Raw genomic sequence first — 17,658 nt, forward strand, 5'->3', positions numbered from 1 at the left:
GTCTCCCCTCTCTGGCGGGTGGGGGGGGGGGGGGGGCGGGGGCGCCGTCTTTCTTATATCGATATTAAACCCCACCCCCCCCACCCCCCCCCCCGGCGCCCCCCCCCCCCCCCCCCCCCCCCCCCCCGCTTGTCGTTGGAACGTCAGATTACGGCGATAAGGGCGCCCAGCAGCACGCTGAGGAAGGTGCCTGCTGCGGCGACGGCAACCCCGACGATGCTTCCGATAATTGGCAGAACCATTATGCGTAGTCCTTTGCGGATCAATCGAAGCGAGTGGTGACTGTGCATTCCGGGTCGGACGCCGAATGGCGCCCGACCCGTCTCTGCCGTTTCGTCAGATCTGCTGTTTCGTCAGAGGATGGCGACGATCAGACCCAGCAGCAGGCCCACGAACGCGACCAGGGCGGCGACAGCGACACCGAGCAGACTACCTACGAGGGGGAGCAGCATGTGAAGTTCTCCTTTTATTGTTCGGTCGATTGTGGTGGTGCGACATGCGATGGAACCGGGCAACTTCGTTGACACACCTGCAAGTCACAACATGCATTAGGTGTTGTTCGATAAGGATGCCGGGAATCGCAAATCGGGAACGTCAGAGGATGGCGACGATCAGGCCGAGCAGCACGCCGACGAACGCGACCAGGGCGGCGACAGCGACGCCGAGAATACTACCTACCAGGGGGAGCAGCATGTGATTGTCCTTCTTCCTGTGGGATTGGGTGGGAGGTAAACGTCGGACCGGATCAGACGACCGCGACGATGCTGCCGAGAAGCAGGCCCACGAACGCGACCAGGGCGATGACAGCGACGCCGAGCAGACTACCGATACCGGGGAGCAGCATGTGATTGTCCTTCTGTCTATTTCGTCGGATGTGTGAGTTTGTGTCTCACCACGCAATTCGGGCCGGACGCCGAAAGCGTCCGACCCGAATTCCGTCGTTGTATCAGAGGATCGCGACGATCGCGCCGAGCAGCAAGCCGACGAACGCCACCAGAGCAACGACGGCCAAACCGAGAAGACTTCCAACGCCGGGCAGAAGCATGATTCTTCCTTCCTCGTCAGTTGAGTGAGCACCAGATGGTGTCACTACCGTGCCAATCTCAGCTTCACGAACAATGAGCTGTTCGTGGGGCGTGGTTAATACTGCATTGCCAGTAATGCGGGGCGAACACCCCTCCTGCGGATGTACGACCTGCACCCCGTCGTGGAAATGCTCAGAGGATCGCGACGATGCTGCCGAGCAGCAGGCCGACGAACGCCACCAGAGCGGCGACGGCAACACCGAGAAGACTTCCAATACCGGGCAGAAGCATTGATTCTTCCTTCCTGATTGTCAGACGTTGGTGTTCGACTAGCAGCAGTGATCATGCCAACTAAGGCGATGTTCGCGTTGAACCGTCGCGGCGTGTCGGAAACTTGGCCACTACGGCCGCAGCATACGTACGGAAAACATAGGTACCGAGCGGTCTTCCGGTTTCTAACCAAGCGCCCGATCGGGCAGGATTACGGTTCAACGCTCCTGCATGTCGGACGTCGAGTTGGGGTACTCGTGGCACACCGCGGCGGCCGAACGCATTGTCGGGCCGAGTTCGGGCTTGGCGGTGCTGACATCGAGCAGTTCGCCCATGAGCTTCTTTTGTCCGGCCAACTGCTGAAATGCCTTCTGGCGCAGATCCGACGGCTGGTTCAGGGCCACTTGCAGCATGGACTTGTACACCGGAGCTGCATCGAGCCGCTTGGCCGATTCCGGTGCGACATCGTGCAGCGCGGCATCGACCTGTGCGAACGAGCAGGTCGAGGTCAGCAGCGACTGGCTGTCGTCGATCAGATCGGCGGTGGCGATTCCCGAGCCGAACAGTGCGGCACCCGTAGTGAATGCACCGATCGCGAGCGTGGTTATGGCGGCCCGGGCATGGGTCATCCTCATGAATTCACCCTTCGTGTAGTCGGTAGAACGAATGTCAGAGTCAGTAACCGCTCAGATGTATACCAGGAGGTGCATTGTCACTGTAGTGGTTATCAAATGGCAAATGTAATCGGGTACTTCATTCTGCACGGCGTGGCTCGGCGCGCCACGCCGAGCCGAATTGCCCGGAGTACACCGGTTCTGGTGTTCGCGGGGTGCGACGAGGTTCGCGCTGCCTCCGGTGTATGACCGGAATCTACTGAATTGCCCGTTATTCTCGACGGCCAGTCCGGTGTCGGCCGGGCGCCGTTGTGGCCATATCCCGTGCGTATTCGCCGAAATCGCGGGACTTGTGGCCGAGCGCGCGTTGCGGCCGTCCAGGACAGTGCCGAAGAGGTAGTCGAGCAGGCCGATCTCGTCTGCCGGAAGTCCGTATGCGGTAAGGCCTTCCAGCTCGCACAGCTACTGCCGGTCCGCGATCAACCGGATCGCAGCGGCCCAGCTGTCGGCGGGATCCCTGCTGCGCGGTGACGATGGGCAGGACTGTTCTCCTCCGAAAGGGGTTGGTGTTCAGGCCTTTTTGACTCTCTCTCCGAGTTCTCCGTGGCCTGTGAACAGTTCACATCGATCGAGAGGCGACCAAGGGCCGGGTTCGTCCGCGTAGCGATAAGCGATGCTTATCGCGAAGGCTGGGGACAGCAGCAGCGTCAGGCTCGGTGGCGCCACGGCCGACTCCTGGCCGACGATCTCTCCTCTTATGAAACCATTCGGTCTGACACGGCTGTGACAAATCACCACCCGCCGGTTCGCCCGCGAACGTGCCCGTAAGGTCGTGGCATGGCCTCCCCGGAGATGTCGAAGCATGTCCAGTCGGTGGTGGAGCCGTATCTGCTTGACGGGCCGCGTCGCTACGACCGGGACCAGGTGGCGCGGCAGTCGGGGGTGCCATCGGAACTGTCTCGGCGACTGTGGGTTTCGCTCGGTTTCGCGGCCAATCCGGACGATACGGCCCTCGAGTACACCGATGCCGATGTGACGGCGGTGCGCAACTTCGAGAGCCTCGGCGTACTGGCCTCGGCCGATCCGCGGCGCCAGCATGCGGCCGCGCGCACCCTCGGACAGTCCATGGCCCGATTGGCGGAGTGGCAGGTCGATCTGGTGGCCGAGGAGATCGCGGATCGGATCAGGTCCATGACGGCCGCCGATCCGGATGCCGATGCCGACGAGATCGCCCGGACCGCCACCGAGGAGGTGGTCACGACGCTGCAGGAATTGCAGACCTATGCCTGGCGGCGGCATCTGGCCGCCGCGCTGACCCGATCACTGGACGGCGGAGCGGCCACCGGCGAGACGGGCGACACCGTCCGAGAATTGGCCGTGGGCTTCGCGGATATGGTCGGGTACACGCGACTGACCCGACATCTCGATCCAGAGGAACTGTCGGAACTGCTGGAGGCCTTCGAGACCATCACCACCGAGGCGATCACCGGCAATGGCGGCTGGGTGATCAAGAACGTCGGCGATGAGGTGATGTTCGCGGCGGAGACCGCGGTCGAGGGTGCGCGGATCGCGCTGGCGATCCAGGAGGCGACCTCCGATGCGGGTACCACGCCGGAGCTCCGGGTCGGGCTCGCGTACGGGGATGTGTTGGTGCGCTTCGGCGATCTGTATGGCTCGGTGGTGAATATGGCCGCGCGGCTGACCGGTGTGGCCCGGCCCGGCACGGTGCTGATCGACGATCACGCGGCCGCGCGGCTGGCTGGCGAACCGGAATTCGCGCTGCGCCATCTGCGGAGCGTGCGCGTGCGGGGATTCACCCGATTGCGTTCGCATGTGTTGCGCCGCGCCGGGCGCTGACCGGAGAACCTACCCCGGAAATTAGGAGCGGGCCTCGGCGAAGGGGGGGAGTTAGCCGAGGCCCGCGTAAGGTCGGCCCGGGGGGGAGGGGCCGACGTGAATGATCCTACGCGACGATCGGTCGTTGTGTGTGTATGAGGGACGCCACTTTCCGAAGTTTTTTCCGGCGAGCGTCCGGCGACCCCTGTGTGACCGGGGTGTCGACGCCCGTCTACCTCGCGATTCGACCGTCAACGGTCTTGGGCGGCAAGGTTTTTCGAGGCTCGATCGTGGCGGGTATGTGTGCGCTCGGCGTGATCCGGGCGTCCGCGCGACGATCGCCGGGCCGATGCGGATCGGTCGAGACGCTCCGCTTCCGCCGGATTCCCGGGCGTGTCGTTTGGGGCCTGGCGTGCGGGGATGACGGCAGTGCGCAGGGTTTGCGCGAGGGTGGCCGACCATGCGATGTGCCGGGGTGACACGTCCGCGAGAGGTGTCGGGGGCATGACCGCGCGGGGCGCGTCGGGGAGATGACTGTGTGGGATGCGTCGGTGTCGGGGTGATGAGACCGCGTGGGGTGCGTGGGGGAGACGACCGTATGGATGGCGTCAGTGTCGGGGTGATGAGACCGCGTGGTGTGCGTAGGGGAGACCACCGTATGGATACGGGGTGATGGGACCGCGTGAGGCGCGGTCGATTGGTGCGTGCGCGCGAGGGAGGGGTACACCGGGCCGAGGGGGCGAGTAGATAGGGGCGTGGCAGACAGGTAGCGCGCTACTCGGGATCGAGGCCGGGTCGAGGGGTCATTATCTAATCGGCCGCATCCCGCCGGCACCCCCGAGCACCGCCGGATCCCCGGGATGCGGCCTCCCGCTGTTCCGGGTGGGGGCCCGTGGGGTTGGGCGGACCAGTGGCTACTGCGCGAATCGGGATGCTGTGTCAGAGTGGTCGCATGCTGTTGGGGAGTTCCCGGGAATCCGGTCGGTTGCGCAACCGGCTCATCGTCGCCGTTCTCGCCGTGCTCGCGGGTGGTGTCGCCTGGTTGGCGGTCAACCGCCGCCCGCAGCTGCCGCGACCGGCCGCCGAGCCGCCGCGGCTGGGTTACTCCACCAACGGTTCGGCGCCGCAGGGCGCGGTGCAGGTGCCGTAGCGCGGGGCCCATCGGGGCACGTGGCACGATATTGCGGTGACCTCACCGAATCAGACCGCCGTGGCGATACTGCACACCAACCATGGCGACATCAAGATCTCGCTCTTCGGTAACCACGCCCCGAAAACGGTGCGTAACTTCATCGGCCTAGCCGACGGTTCCGCGCCGTACACCACGCAGAACGCGGCCGGTGGCAGTGCGGGTCCGTACTTCGACGGCGTCACCTTCCATCGCGTGATCGATGGTTTCATGATTCAGACCGGCGATCCGACCGGCACCGGTCGTGGCGGGCCCGGATACGAATTCGGCGACGAGTTCCATCCGGAGCTGCGTTTCGATCGGTCCTATCTGCTGGGTATGGCCAATGCCGGGCCGGGCACCAACGGATCGCAGTTCTTCATCACCGTCGGCCCGCAGCCGCATCTGAACCGGCGGCACACCATCTTCGGCGAGGTGGTGGATCCGGATTCGCGCAAGGTGGTCGACGCCATCGCCACTACGCCGACCGATCGCAACGATCGGCCCAAGGAGCCGGTCGTCATCTCCGCAGTCACGATCAACTGAGTCGAGACCCACCTGTGAATCCGCAGCCGCCCGCACCGACCTGCTATCGCCATCCCGACCGCGTCACCGGACTGGGGTGCACCCGGTGCGGACGTCCGTCCTGTCCGGAATGCCTGCGCCCGGCAGTGGTCGGCCAGCACTGTGTGGACTGCGTGCAGCAGGCCGACGCCGATGTGCGGCCGGTGCGCACGGCGGCCGGGGCCGTGGCGCCCACGCGCCCAACGCCTTTCGTGACCTATGCGCTGATCGCCCTGAACGTGGCCGTCTACGCGATCACCGCGGCGCAGGCGGGCAGCATCGCCGATAATGACCGGTCGCGGCTGTTCCGGGACTGGGATCTGGTGCCGCCGCTGGTGGGGCACGGCGAATGGATTCGCGTGCTGGGTGCGGGCTTCCTGCATTTCGGTCCGCTGCATCTGGCGATCAACATGTTCGCGCTGTACATCCTCGGCCGCGATACCGAGATGGTGCTGGGCCGGGCACGGTATGTCGCGGTGTATCTGGTGTCGCTGCTGGGTGGATCGGCCGCAGCGCTGGCGCTGGCGCCCGCGCTGAGTTCGACCGCGGGCGCCTCCGGCGCGATCTACGGCCTGTTCGGCGCGATGACCGTGATCCTGTTGCGGCTGCGGCAGAGTCCGGTGCAGATGCTCGTACTCATCGCGGTCAATCTGCTGATCAGCGTGTCGCTGCCGGGTATCTCGCTGTGGGGGCATCTCGGCGGACTCGCGACCGGAACGATCGCGACCGCGGGAATCCTGTTCGTACCGGAGTGGTTACGGGCGAAGACGCGCGAATCCGCCCGCACGATCGGCTGGTTGGCGATCGGCGCGGTCGCGGTGGTGGTGCTCGTGATCATCGTCGCCGCCGGAGTGCAGCGGGCGCTGTAGCTTTCGCGCGCGCGGTCAGTCCGGCACGAGGCCGTGGGCCCGCATGGCGTCGAGCACATCCTCCGGATGCGTGCCCAGATCCCAGCGGCCGAAGATGAGCAGCCGCTCGTCGCCGTGCTGTTCGACGTCGAGCTCCAGATTGGGCACCCGGCGGCCCAGTCGGCGGAAATCCACCACGCGGGCGCGCAGGATCCGCTCCGCCGGATACTCGGCCGGGCCGAACAGACCGCGCACGATCAGGCGCGGCCGATCGCCGGGCACGATGGTCAGCCGTGGGCGCTGGCGCAGCCCGAGCACGGCCAGCCCGAGCAGCATCGCCGCCGCGAGTCCGACGAGCAGTCGGCTGGGCCCGTCGGCGGCCAGCGCCGCGGCCCCGGCCAGGGCGATACCACCCACCACCGCCGCGGCCAGCGCGGTCGGTGGGGTGGACCATTCGAGCCGGGATTCCGGTTCGGCTGCCGTCACGGTCCCCAATCACTCCTCGAGTTGTCCACAGAACCATCCACAGGTGTGCATGAATGACACCCGTGTCATCTTCGGATCAACGCCACCGCATGGTCATGATCAGGCCGATGACCATCAGGCCGAAGCCGATGAGGAAGTTCCAGGCATTGAGGTCGCTCATCCACTGGATGTGGTCGGCGCCCAGGTAATACACCAGCAGCCAGGCCAGCCCGGCCAGCATGAAGCCGAGCATGATGGCGACGTACCAGATCGGCGACGGGCCGCCCTTTACCTTCACGGGAATACGGCTGGCCGGGTTGATCGTGTAATCGGTCTTCTTGCGGACCTTCGACTTGGGCATGACGTCCTCGTATTAGGCGTACAGGTCGTACCGGCGGGCGCGGGCCGGTTTGTGTAAAGGCTATCCCAGCTGCGTAGACGGAGGGGGCCGGGATCGTTGTCATCGGGGCCGTGAGGTATTCCCCGCGACGGCGTGTCGGGTCGCCACGTACTCTCGAACCATGCGTGTTCTGGTCGTCGACAACTACGACAGCTTCGTATTCAACCTGGTGCAGTACCTGGGCCAGCTCGATGTCGAGGCGACCGTATGGCGTAACGACGATCCCAACCTCGCGGATGTGGACCGGGCCGTGACCGCGTTCGACGGCGTGTTGATCAGTCCCGGACCCGGAACCCCCGATCGCGCGGGCGCGAGTATCGAGCTGGTGCGCGCCTGTGCCCGCCACCGGATCCCATTGCTCGGGGTGTGCCTGGGCCATCAGGCGATCGGCGAGGCCTTCGGCGCCACCGTGACTCGCGCGCCCGAACTGCTGCACGGCAAGACCAGCTCGGTATCGCATACCGGCGTGGGTGTGCTTGCGGGCCTGCCCGATCCGTTCACCGCCACCCGGTATCACTCGCTGACCGTGCTGGAGGAGACGCTGCCCGCCGAACTCGAGGTGACCGGGCGCACCGACAGCGGCATCGTGATGGCGATGCGGCATCGCGAACTGCCCATTCACGGCGTGCAGTTCCATCCGGAGTCGGTGCTCACCCAGGGCGGGCATCGCATGCTCGCCAACTGGCTCGAGGTGTGCGGCGAGCGTCCGGCCGAGGGGCTGGTGCGACGGCTCGAGGCGGAGGTCGCGGCGCTGGTCTGAGGACCGTCGTGGTGTGATCACCTCGTGAGCGAGCTCCCGAGTGAATCAACGAGCCGGCGACCGTATGTGCTGCTGTCGGTGGCGGTCAGTGTCGACGGATATCTCGACGATGCCTCGCCCGAGCGACTGCTGCTGTCCAATGCGGACGATTTCGATCGCGTGGACGAGGTGCGCGCCGAATCCGATGCGATCCTGATCGGCGCCGGAACTCTGCGCAGCGACAATCCGCGGCTGCTGGTGAACAGCGCGACGCGGCGGGCCCGGCGGGTGGCGGCCGGGCGGCCGGAGTATCCGCTGAAGGTGACCGTCACCGCGACCGGCGATCTCGATCCCGCGCTACGGTTCTGGCAGTACGGCGACGCGAAGCTGGTGTACACCACCGATATCGGGGCGCGGCGGCTCGGCGCCCGGCTGGATGGGCTGGCCGAGGTCGTATCCCTGGGCACCGCACTGGATTTCGCCGCGCTGCTCGATGATCTCGGCGGGCGTGGCGTGCGGCGGCTGATGGTGGAGGGCGGCGGGAGAGTCCATACCGAATTCCTGTCCGCGGGCCTGGCCGATGAGCTGCTCATGGCCGTCGCGCCGGTGCTGGTCGGTGATCCGGCCGCGCCCCGATTCCTGCATCCCGCCGCCTTTCCCGGCGGATCCCGGCGCAGAATGAGATTGGCGGATGTGACGCGCCTCGGTGATATCGCGTTGCTGCGCTATCTGACCGCATCGGACGCCGGGCCCGGGGACGGGTGGCGAGGAATGGAAGTCCCACGGTGACCGGACATTTCAAGGATCGGTACTGGATGCACCATGCCATCGGCCTGGCCCGGCTGTGCCCGCCGAGCGCCACCGCGTTCTCGGTCGGCGCGGTGGTGGTCGGGCCGGACAATGTCGAACTGGCCCACGGCTTCTCCCGTGAGACGGACGATAAGGTCCACGCCGAGGAATCGGCGCTGAACAAACTCGGTGAGGATCCCCGGCTGACCAGCGTCACCCTCTACACCACCCTCGAACCGTGCTCCCAGCGCGCCTCGCGTGACCGCCGTCCCTGCACCGACCGCATCCTCGCGGCCGGTGTCCCCAGGATCGTCCTCGCCTGGCGAGAGCCCGCCACCTTCGTCGAGAACTGCGTGGGCGTGGAGAAACTGCGCGAGCACGGCCTCGAGGTGATCGAACTGGCGGACCTGGCCGAGGAGGCCATGTCCATGAACCGCCATCTGCGGCTTTAGGTCCGGGCGATCACGGCGGTCCGAGCGGCAGCACGCCGACCCAGATGGCCACCGAGCCGCTCTTGGGTGCCTGGCTACCGGGTGCGGGCTGCTGGTTCATGATCTTGCCGACGCTGCTCGCGTCGAAGGTGGCCTGGTTGTTCTGGACGATCTGGGCGAGGCCGCCGGACCATCCCTTGGCGCGCAGGGCGTCGACCGCCTGGGAGGCGGTCATGCCGCGCAGATCGGGCATGGTGAACTGATCGCTGGTCGCGACCTGGACGGTGATCGTGGCGCCCTTGTCGGCGTTGGAGCCGCCCGCCGGATCGGTGGACAGCACCTCGCCCGCGGGGCGCTGGGACGGAACCTTCTGGACGACGACCTTGAATCCGGCGGTCTGCTCCAGATTCGGCTGGGCCACATCGATCTGCTGGCCGACCACATCGGGCACGCGGACCTGCTCGGGACCCTTGCCGAGGGTGATGGTGACCTTGCTGCCCGCGTCGATCCGCGCCGTGGGCAACGGGGTCTGGGCGATCACCTTGTTCTTGTCCTGGACACTCGACCAGTTCTGCTGCACCTGCGGATCCAGCTGCAGGCCGGCGGCTTTCAGGATCTGATCGGCCTGATCCTGGGTGAGCTGCGCCAGCTGCGGCACGGGCACCAGGGCCGGACCGGTCGACACCTGCACGGTCACCGTGCTGCCCTTCGGGGCGCTCGAGCCACCGAGCGGTGAGGTGGAGATGACGTTGCCGTTGGCCACCTTGCCGTCGGGCTTCTGCTGGATGGCGACGGCGAAACCGGCCTTCTGCAGTTCCTCCTGTGCCTGTGCCGCGGGCTTGTTCGCCAGATCCGGGATCGCGATCTGATCGGCGTTACGCCCGGGACCGAACACCCAGATCAGCCCGACCGCCACCGCGAGCACGACCGCCGTGGCGACGCCCAGCAGCACCGGGCGCCGCCGACCACCGGGCTCGACCTGAACCTGTTCGGTGGTGTCGTCGCCGCGCTCGACCGTGCGGTAGCTGCGTGGCGGCGCGTCCATGCTGCCGAGGATCGTGGTGCGATCCTCCTCCGTCATCACCATGGGCGCCTGCGGTTTCTGCCCGCCGAGCACCCGGATCAGATCGGCGCGCATCTCGGCCGCGGTCTGATACCGGTTGGCCGGATTCTTGCTCATCGCCTTGAGGATGACCGAATCCAGTTCGCGCGGAACGCCCGGATGTACATGCGAGGGCAGCTGCGGATCCTCGCGGACGTGCTGATAGGCCACCGCGATCGGTGAATCTCCCGTGAAAGGCGGTTCACCGGTGAGGATTTCGTAGAGCACGCAGCCGACCGAGTAGACATCCGAGCGCGCGTCGACCTGTTCGCCGCGGGCCTGCTCCGGCGAAAGGTACTGTGCCGTACCGATCACCGCGGCGGTCTGGGTCATCGGATTGGAGCTGTCGGCGATCGCGCGGGCGATGCCGAAGTCCATGACCTTCACCGCGCCCTGCCGGTTGATCATGATGTTGGCCGGCTTCATGTCCCGATGCACGATGCCGTTCTTATGGCTGAAGTCCAGTGCCGCGCAGACATCGGCGATGATCTCCATCGCGCGCCGCGGCGGCAGCGGACCCTTGCCGCGCACGAGATCGCGCAGCGTATCGCCGTCGACGTACTCCATCACGATGTAGGGCAGCGGGCCGCCGTCGACCTCCGCCTCGCCGGTGTCGTAGACCGCCACGATGGCCGGATGATTCAGCGCGGCCGCGTTCTGGGCCTCCCGCTTGAACCGCAGATAGAAGGTCGGGTCGCGGGCCAGATCCGCGCGCAGCACCTTGATCGCCACATCCCGGCCCAGTCGTAGATCCCGGGCCCTGTGCACCTCGGACATGCCGCCGAATCCGATGATCTCGCCCAACTCGTAGCGAGAAGACAGATTCTTCGGGGTCGTCATTGCAGTCCTTGTGCTGTGGTGGAAGGAGTACTGCCGTAATCGCTGCCGCTGTCGCCGTCGTAGAAGTTACCGTGGACGCCGCCGAGGCCGGGAATCGTCGGGATGATCGGGGTGCGGGTGGTCGTCGCCGGGGTGCGGGTCCTGGTCTGTGTGGTCGTCGGCGGTTCGGTTGTGGTGGTCGTCGGCGATGCGGTGGTCGTCGGGACGGTGGTGGTGGCGGGCGGCTCCGTGGTCGTGGCCACCGGCGGGGGCACCGGGCGGGTCGTGTACGTGGGCGCTTCGGTCGTGGTGATCGTCGTCGGCGGCACGGTCGTCGTGACCGTGGTGGTGACCGCGGCCGGCGACTTCACCGGCGGCGTCGGCGTCGACGGCGGTGGGTTGCCGCTCAGCAGCACCCAGGCGGCCAGGCCGCCGAGCACGACCGCGCCCACGCCGAGTCCGGCCAGGGCCTTGCGCACATTGCTGCCCCCTTCCTCGCCGCGCGGCGGCGTGGTGCGGGGTCCGCCGGGCATGACCGTGGTCGCACCGGCCGACTGCGTCTGGGGCCCACCGAGATTCGGGGTGGCGTAGCGGTCGTATTCACCGCGCGGCAGCACGGTGGTCGGACCGGCCGCAGGCGGTAGCACCCGCGCGGCCCCGGTGGTGGGCATGGCTCCGCCGCGCGGCGGCGGCGGTCGGCGACCCGAGCGCACGGCGACCACCGCATCGGCGAATTCGCCACCGCTGTGGTATCGACGGGTCGGATCCTTGGTCATCGTGATCTCGATGAGCTCGCGCACATTCGGCGGCAGATCGGCCGGCATCGGCGGCGGCGCCTCGCGGACATGCTTCATCGCCACGGTCAGCGCGCCGTCGCCGGTGAACGGACGCTGTCCGGCCAGCGCCTCGTAGCCGACCACGCCGAGGGAGTACACATCACTGGCCGAGGTGGCATCCTCGCCGGTGGCCTGTTCGGGCGCGATGTACTGGGCGGTGCCCATCACCATGCCGGTCTTGGTGACCGGAGAGGCGTCGACCGCCTTGGCGATGCCGAAGTCGGTGATCTTCACCTGACCGGTCGGCGTCACCAGGATGTTGCCCGGCTTCACATCTCGGTGCACGACGCCCGCGGCATGGGCCACCTCGAGCGCGCGGCCGGTCTGCTCCAGCATGTCCAGGCCCTGTGCGACCGATAGTCGGCCGAGCCGGTTGAGGACCGCGTTGAGCGGTTCGCCCTGCACCAATTCCATGACCAGATAGGCGGTCTCGCCGCCCTGGGGGTCCATGGTCTCGCCGTAGTCGTAGATGCCGGCGATACCGGGATGATTCAGCTGCGCGGTCGTCTTGGCCTCGGTGCGGAAGCGATGGCGGAACGTCGGATCCGCCGAGAACTCGGCCTTGAGCACCTTCACCGCCACGCGCCGATCCAGCCGCGTGTCGAGTGCCTCCCACACCTGACCCATACCGCCGGTGGCGATCAGACGCCGCAGTCGATATCGGTCCGCGATCAACGCACCGTTGTTCAGCATTGCAGCCCCCGTAGGGTTTTCAGCGAGTTCATCTGGTCAGCCCCCCTGCATTCCGGCGTCGAGCACCGACCGCGCGATGGGCGCGGCCACCGAGGCGCCCGTGGCCGCCGTGCCGCGGTCGCCGCCGTTCTCCACGATGACCGCGATCGCGATCCTCGGGTTCTGTGCCGGTGCGAAGGCGATATACCAGCCATGCGGCGGAGTGTTACGCGGATTGTCGCCGTGTTCGGCGGTGCCGGTCTTCGAGGCGATCTGATACGACCGGGCGTCGGTGCCGCCGACCGTATGCTTCTCGGATTCGATCATCATCGCGGTCAGCTGCGAGGCGATCGGGGCACTGACGGCCTGGCCGACCGACACCGGCTTGGTCCGCGACAGTTCGCTCAGATCGGGGCCCTGCAGCTGGTCGATCAGATGCGGTTCCATGCGCACGCCGCCGTTGGCGACCGTGGCGGCGATGACCGCGTCGTCGAGCGGGGTCAGTGCGACATCGCGCTGACCGATGCTGCTCTGCGCCAGCGCCGCGGTATCCGGGATGGTCCCGACGGTGCTGTCCGCCACGGGAATCGGGATGTTGTTATGGGTGCCGATACCGAATTGGGCGGCCTGGTCCTTGAGTTTGGCGGCGCCGACCTTCATGCCGATCTCCGCGAACGCGGTATTGCAGGACAGCCGGAACGCGTCGAGCATGCTCGCGGTCTGGCCGCTGCCGCAGGGCGTGCCGTCGTAGTTCTCCAGGGTGGTGCTCGTGCCCGGCAGCGTGATGTTCGGCGCGGCGGTGAACTGATCGTCGGTCTTGATGCCCTGGGCCAATGCGGCCGCTGCCACCACGACCTTGAAGGTCGAGCCGGGCGGATAGGTCTGCGAGACGGCACGATTGAGCATCGGCTGATGGGTGTCGGCGCTGAGCTGCTCCCAGGCCTGGGTGCCCTTGGCGCCGTCGTGGCCGGACAGTCGGTTGGGGTCGTAGCTCGGGGTGGACACCATGGTCAGGATGCGGCCGGTGCTCGGCTCGATGGCAACCACCGAACCGGTGTAACCCTTGCTGGTCAACTGGTCGTAGGCGACCTTCTGCATGATCGGGTTGATGGTGGTGACCACATTCCCGCCGCGCGGATCGCGCCCGGACACCAGATCGATCAGCCGACGGCCGAACAGCTGACTGTCGGAGCCGTTGAGCACCGAATCCTCGGCCCGCTCCAAACCCGTGCTGCCGTACTGCATCGAGTAGAACCCCGTCACCGGTGCGTAGGCCGCCGGATCGGTCGGATAGGCGCGCAGATACTTGTAGCGGTCGTCGGTGGCGATCGAGGAGGCCAGCACCGTTCCGCCCGCGGAGATCTGGCCGCGCTGCCGGGAGTATTCATCGAGCAGTACGCGCGAGTTGCGCGGATCGTTGCGCAGGCTGTCGGCCTTGATCACTTGCACGTAGGTGGCGTTGAGCAGCAGTGCGACGATCATGAGCATGACGGCCATGGCGACGCGGCGTAGCGGTGTATTCATGCCGTTTCCCCCTTAGCCGGGCGGAGCAACTCGGTCGGGGCGTCCGCGATGGGTGGCTCGCGCCTACGGACCGGCGCCGGGGCGCGGGCCGCATCGGAGATCTTGACCAGCAATGCCAGCAGTGCGTAGTTGGCCAGTAGCGACGAGCCTCCATAGGAAACGAACGGTGTGGTCAGGCCGGTCAGCGGAATCAGCTTGGTGACGCCGCCGACGACCACGAAGACCTGAATGGCCAGCGTGAACGACAAACCGGCGGCGAGCAACTTGCCGAAGCTGTCGCGCACCGCCAGCGCGGTGCGCACCCCGCGCGCCACGAACATCGTGAACAGCATCAGCACCGCCGCGAGCCCGATCAGCCCGAGCTCCTCGCCGATGGTGGCGATGATGAAATCGGTCTTGGCGAACGGCACCTGGGAGGGGCGCCCGCTACCGAGTCCGGTACCCGCCAACCCGCCGGTGGCCAGCCCGAACAGCGACTGCGAGATCTGATAGCCGGTGTTGTTGTAGTCGGCGAACGGATGCAACCAGGTCGACACCCGCACCCGCACATGGCCGAAGGCGTTGTAGGCGAAGACGAATCCGATGGCCAGCAGTACGCCGCCGACCACCAGCCAGCCCACCCGCTCGGTCGCGATGTAGAGCAGCGCCAGCACGGTCGCGAAGATCAGCAGCGAGGTGCCCAGATCCTTCTCGAACACCAGTACGCCGATGCAGACGACCCACACCAGCAGGATCGGACCGAGATCCCGGGCGCGCGGCAGCTCCAGCCCGAAGACATGCTTACCGGCCGCGGTGAACAGATCCCGCTTGGACACCAGCACCGCCGCGAAGAACACGATCAACAGGATCTTGGCGAATTCGCCCGGCTGCACGCTGAATCCGGGTAATCGGATCCAGATCTTGGCGCCGTTGGTCTCCGAATACGCCGAGGGCAGCAGGGCGGGCACCAGCAGGGCGACCAGGCCGAGCAGGCCGAGGGTGTAGCTGTAGCGGGCCAGCGTGCGGTAGTCGCGCAGCAGCACCAGCACCGCGATGAACAGGGCGATGCCCAGCGCCGTCCACAGCACCTGATCGTTGGCGTCGGCGGTGGGCACCGGCCAGGAGTTGTAGATCGCGGTCTGCTCATCGGCCAGATCCAGCCGGTGGATCAGCACCAGGCCGAGCCCGTTGAGCACGGCCACGATCGGCAGCAGCAGCGGATCGGCGAACGGCGCGAACCTCCGGATCGCCAGATGCGCGACCGCGAACAACGCCAGATAGGTCACCGCCAACTTGGCCAGATCCCAGGAGATCTCCTGATCCTGACTGGCCTCCACCAACACCAGCGCGACCGTGGTGATGATCACCGCCGACCCCAGCAGCAACAGTTCCACGTTGCGCCGGGTCGAGGGTGGTGGCGCGGGTGCGAACCCGCCCGGTGGGCTGGGGAACGCCCCAGCGGACGGCGGTGCCGGTGCGGACATCAGTCCGCCTTCCTGCAGTTCTCCCCCGGAGTCTGAGGAGCCGGCGACGGTGAGGTCGACGGAACCGGTTGCTGGGCGGTGTTGTTCGTCGGGGGTGCCGGGTTCGGCGTGGGGGTCGGCGTCGCACCGGACGGATTGTCGACCGGCGGGATGATCGGCGGAGTCACCACCGGTGGGGCGGGCGGGGTGCAGACGGGCAGCAGTTCGGTGTTGGTCAGGGTCTCGAGCTGACGGCGCGCATCGTCGAAACCGCCCGGGGGCAGACCACTTTCGACCTTATCGCGTCCGGTCTGCCGCAGGTCGGTGACCCGCAACTGCTTACAGCCGGTGGGGAAGCCCGCGGCCGGCCGCATGAGGGTGAGGTGATTCTCACGGGTCACACACGCCAGCTGATCCACATCGCGAATCGCATAGCCCAGCACCGATCCGGGCAGCCCGCGCATGATCACCACATTGCCGTTGTCGGCGCCGACGTAGTAGTTGTTGCGAATCATCTTGTAGCCGACCACGAGTCCGACCGCGACGGCCGCGATCAGGGCCAGCGATAACGAGATCCAGCGCAGCTTATGGCTCTTGCGGGGTTCGGGCGGCTCCGGGGTGACCGGCGCGCGGCGCGGCGCCGCGCGCGGCGGGCGCATGGCCGCGGCCCGACCGGCGGCGGTATTGGGCGGCGGGGTGTCCTCGTCCTCACCGGAGGCGGCGCCTGCCACGATCGGATGGCTCTGGCCGTAATCCAGATCGATGACATCGGCGACGACGACGGTGACGTTGTCCGGACCGCCGCTGCGCAGCGCGAGCTCGATGAGCCGATCGGCAGACTCGTCGGTAGTGCCCTCGCGCAACGTGTTCGCGATCGTCTCATCGCTCACCACATCGGACAGACCGTCCGAGCACAGCAGATAGCGGTCGCCCGCGCGGGCCTCCCGCACGATGAGCGTGGGCTCGATCTCGTTGCCGGTCAACGCCCGCATGATCAGCGAGCGTTGCGGATGGGTATGGGCCTGTTCGGGTGTGATGCGGCCCTCGTCGACCAGCGACTGCACGAAGGTATCGTCGCGGGTGATCTGGGCCAGCTCGGCGTCGCGCAGCAGATACGCGCGCGAGTCGCCGATATGGGCGAGGCCGAGTTTCTTACCCGCGAACAGGATCGTGGTCAGCGTGGTGCCCATGCCGTCGAGCTCGGGCTCCTCCTCGACCTGATCGGCGATGGCCGCATTACCTTCGCGCACCGCGCGATCCAGCTTGCCGAGCAGATCGTCGCCGGGCTCGTCGTCGTCGAGATGGGCGAGCGCGGCGATCATCAACTGGGACGCCACCTCGCCCGCGGCATGGCCGCCCATACCGTCGGCGAGCGCGAGCAGGCGCGCGCCGGCATAGACGGAGTCCTCGTTGTTGGCCCGGACGAGACCGCGGTCGCTGCGCGCTGCGTAGCGGAGAACAAGTGTCACGATCGCAGCTCGATCACTGTCTTGCCGACACGGACAGCGGTACCGAGCGGAACTCGGACCGGGGTGGTGACCTTCACTCGATCGAGATAGGTCCCGTTGGTGGAGCCTAGATCCTCGACGTACCAATCGTCACCGCGCGGCGACAACCGTGCGTGCCGGGTCGAGGCATAGTCATCGGTGAGCACCAGCGTGGAGTCGTCAGCACGCCCGATGAGCACCGGCTGAGTGCCGAGCGTGATACGAGTGCCGGCAAGTGAACCCTGAGTCACCACTAGATATTTGGCGCCCTTCTGGCCACGGCTGAAGGATGGCAGCACCGCGGAACCGCGCGCGGCCCGGGGCTGGATCCGAATGCCGGATGCCGCGTAGATGTCGCTTCGCAGGGTGCGGAGCACCGCCCATACGAACAGCCACAACAGCAGCAGGAACCCCGCACGGGTCAATTGCAGGATGAGTCCCTGCACGGTGTTCCACCTCCTGTTCGACCGGTGCCGTAGGTACGGTTCGACCCGCAACCGGCGTGCTGGTCAGCACGGCCCGGCTGCCGAGCGATATTGGCAGCATCATAGGACCGAGGACCGGTTGTGAGCACGATACGGCCGACGAAACCGTCGGGCCGTCCCGTGACCTGCACGCGCGAGCTTA

16 protein-coding genes are annotated in these 17,658 nt (G+C 66.8%); 7 read left to right on the forward strand and 9 right to left on the reverse strand.

Features of this window, described 5'->3' with window-relative positions; all coding sequences use genetic code 11:
- Nucleotides 1-1,513 precede the first annotated feature (1,513 nt).
- Nucleotides 1,514-1,930 carry a hemophore-related protein gene (locus ACIA76_RS14980; RefSeq protein ID WP_397152338.1) on the reverse strand — a complete coding sequence of 139 codons (417 nt, stop codon included), beginning with the start codon at nt 1,928-1,930 and terminating at the stop codon, nt 1,514-1,516.
- A gap of 816 nt (nt 1,931-2,746) precedes the next feature.
- On the opposite strand from ACIA76_RS14980, the gene ACIA76_RS14985 reads away from it, so the two are divergent.
- From ACIA76_RS14985 to ACIA76_RS15000, 4 genes are all read left to right on the forward strand, one after another.
- Nucleotides 2,747-3,766: an adenylate/guanylate cyclase domain-containing protein gene (locus ACIA76_RS14985; RefSeq protein ID WP_397152339.1), complete on the forward strand. Its 1,020-nt coding sequence runs from the start codon at nt 2,747-2,749 to the stop codon at nt 3,764-3,766.
- Nucleotides 3,767-4,697: 931 nt separating this feature from the next.
- The gene (locus ACIA76_RS14990; protein WP_397152340.1) at nt 4,698-4,895 is read left to right on the forward strand and encodes a hypothetical protein; all 198 of its coding nucleotides are present in this window, start codon (nt 4,698-4,700) and stop codon (nt 4,893-4,895) included.
- Nucleotides 4,896-4,931: 36 nt separating this feature from the next.
- Nucleotides 4,932-5,459: a peptidylprolyl isomerase gene (locus ACIA76_RS14995; RefSeq protein ID WP_397152341.1), complete on the forward strand. Its 528-nt coding sequence runs from the start codon at nt 4,932-4,934 to the stop codon at nt 5,457-5,459.
- Between the two features lie 14 nt (nt 5,460-5,473).
- The gene (locus ACIA76_RS15000; RefSeq protein ID WP_397152342.1) at nt 5,474-6,346 is read left to right on the forward strand and encodes a rhomboid family intramembrane serine protease; all 873 of its coding nucleotides are present in this window, start codon (nt 5,474-5,476) and stop codon (nt 6,344-6,346) included.
- Nucleotides 6,347-6,361: 15 nt separating this feature from the next.
- Here ACIA76_RS15000 and ACIA76_RS15005 read toward each other — a convergent pair whose 3' ends face one another.
- The gene (locus ACIA76_RS15005) at nt 6,362-6,820 is read right to left on the reverse strand and encodes a PH domain-containing protein (RefSeq protein ID WP_397152343.1); all 459 of its coding nucleotides are present in this window, start codon (nt 6,818-6,820) and stop codon (nt 6,362-6,364) included.
- A 67-nt stretch (nt 6,821-6,887) separates the two neighbouring features.
- Nucleotides 6,888-7,151 carry a cell division protein CrgA gene (crgA, locus tag ACIA76_RS15010; RefSeq protein ID WP_397152344.1) on the reverse strand — a complete coding sequence of 88 codons (264 nt, stop codon included), beginning with the start codon at nt 7,149-7,151 and terminating at the stop codon, nt 6,888-6,890.
- A 160-nt stretch (nt 7,152-7,311) separates the two neighbouring features.
- Between crgA and ACIA76_RS15015 the strand changes: the two genes are divergently transcribed.
- Genes ACIA76_RS15015 through ACIA76_RS15025 form a run of 3 tightly spaced genes read left to right on the forward strand, consistent with a single transcriptional unit; the run spans nt 7,312 to nt 9,170 of the window.
- Entirely contained in the window at nt 7,312-7,950 is a 639-nt protein-coding gene (locus tag ACIA76_RS15015) for an aminodeoxychorismate/anthranilate synthase component II (protein WP_397152345.1), read from the forward strand.
- Nucleotides 7,951-7,974: 24 nt separating this feature from the next.
- Nucleotides 7,975-8,718, forward strand: coding sequence for a RibD family protein (locus tag ACIA76_RS15020; RefSeq protein WP_397152346.1), 744 nt, complete (start codon nt 7,975-7,977; stop codon nt 8,716-8,718).
- Complete coding sequence (locus ACIA76_RS15025; protein WP_397152347.1) at nt 8,715-9,170, forward strand: dCMP deaminase; 456 nt, start codon at nt 8,715-8,717, stop codon at nt 9,168-9,170. The genes ACIA76_RS15020 and ACIA76_RS15025 overlap by 4 nt, the downstream gene beginning before the upstream one ends.
- Before the next feature lie 10 nt (nt 9,171-9,180).
- Here the strand turns inward: ACIA76_RS15025 and pknB are convergent, their stop codons facing one another.
- Genes pknB through ACIA76_RS15055 form a run of 6 tightly spaced genes read right to left on the reverse strand, consistent with a single transcriptional unit; the run spans nt 9,181 to nt 17,477 of the window.
- Complete coding sequence (pknB, locus tag ACIA76_RS15030; RefSeq protein ID WP_397152348.1) at nt 9,181-11,091, reverse strand: Stk1 family PASTA domain-containing Ser/Thr kinase; 1,911 nt, start codon at nt 11,089-11,091, stop codon at nt 9,181-9,183.
- Complete coding sequence (locus ACIA76_RS15035; protein WP_397152349.1) at nt 11,088-12,599, reverse strand: protein kinase; 1,512 nt, start codon at nt 12,597-12,599, stop codon at nt 11,088-11,090. Before ACIA76_RS15035 ends, pknB begins: the two co-directional genes overlap by 4 nt.
- A 36-nt stretch (nt 12,600-12,635) precedes the next feature.
- Nucleotides 12,636-14,102 carry a peptidoglycan D,D-transpeptidase FtsI family protein gene (locus tag ACIA76_RS15040; protein ID WP_397152350.1) on the reverse strand — a complete coding sequence of 489 codons (1,467 nt, stop codon included), beginning with the start codon at nt 14,100-14,102 and terminating at the stop codon, nt 12,636-12,638.
- Complete coding sequence (locus ACIA76_RS15045; RefSeq protein WP_397152351.1) at nt 14,099-15,565, reverse strand: FtsW/RodA/SpoVE family cell cycle protein; 1,467 nt, start codon at nt 15,563-15,565, stop codon at nt 14,099-14,101. Before ACIA76_RS15045 ends, ACIA76_RS15040 begins: the two co-directional genes overlap by 4 nt.
- The gene (locus ACIA76_RS15050; protein WP_397152352.1) at nt 15,565-17,013 is read right to left on the reverse strand and encodes a PP2C family protein-serine/threonine phosphatase; all 1,449 of its coding nucleotides are present in this window, start codon (nt 17,011-17,013) and stop codon (nt 15,565-15,567) included. The genes ACIA76_RS15045 and ACIA76_RS15050 overlap by 1 nt, the downstream gene beginning before the upstream one ends.
- Complete coding sequence (locus tag ACIA76_RS15055; protein WP_062503046.1) at nt 17,010-17,477, reverse strand: FHA domain-containing protein; 468 nt, start codon at nt 17,475-17,477, stop codon at nt 17,010-17,012. The genes ACIA76_RS15050 and ACIA76_RS15055 overlap by 4 nt, the downstream gene beginning before the upstream one ends.
- Nucleotides 17,478-17,658: the final 181 nt, after the last annotated feature.

It is taken from the genome of Nocardia sp. NPDC051570 (assembly GCF_044454005.1).
Classification (GTDB): domain Bacteria; phylum Actinomycetota; class Actinomycetes; order Mycobacteriales; family Mycobacteriaceae; genus Nocardia.

Bases quoted from the DNA above. Each gene is read 5' to 3' on its own strand.
- ACIA76_RS15040 (WP_397152350.1), bottom strand. From the start codon at position 14,102: ATGAATACACCGCTACGCCGCGTCGCCATGGCCGTCATGCTCATGATC.
- pknB (WP_397152348.1), bottom strand. From the start codon at position 11,091: ATGACGACCCCGAAGAATCTGTCTTCTCGCTACGAGTTGGGCGAGATC.
- crgA (WP_397152344.1), bottom strand. From the start codon at position 7,151: ATGCCCAAGTCGAAGGTCCGCAAGAAGACCGATTACACGATCAACCCG.
- ACIA76_RS14980 (WP_397152338.1), bottom strand. From the start codon at position 1,930: ATGAGGATGACCCATGCCCGGGCCGCCATAACCACGCTCGCGATCGGT.
- ACIA76_RS15035 (WP_397152349.1), bottom strand. From the start codon at position 12,599: ATGCTGAACAACGGTGCGTTGATCGCGGACCGATATCGACTGCGGCGT.
- ACIA76_RS14990 (WP_397152340.1), top strand. From the start codon at position 4,698: ATGCTGTTGGGGAGTTCCCGGGAATCCGGTCGGTTGCGCAACCGGCTC.
- ACIA76_RS15045 (WP_397152351.1), bottom strand. From the start codon at position 15,565: ATGTCCGCACCGGCACCGCCGTCCGCTGGGGCGTTCCCCAGCCCACCG.
- ACIA76_RS15015 (WP_397152345.1), top strand. From the start codon at position 7,312: ATGCGTGTTCTGGTCGTCGACAACTACGACAGCTTCGTATTCAACCTG.
- ACIA76_RS14985 (WP_397152339.1), top strand. From the start codon at position 2,747: ATGGCCTCCCCGGAGATGTCGAAGCATGTCCAGTCGGTGGTGGAGCCG.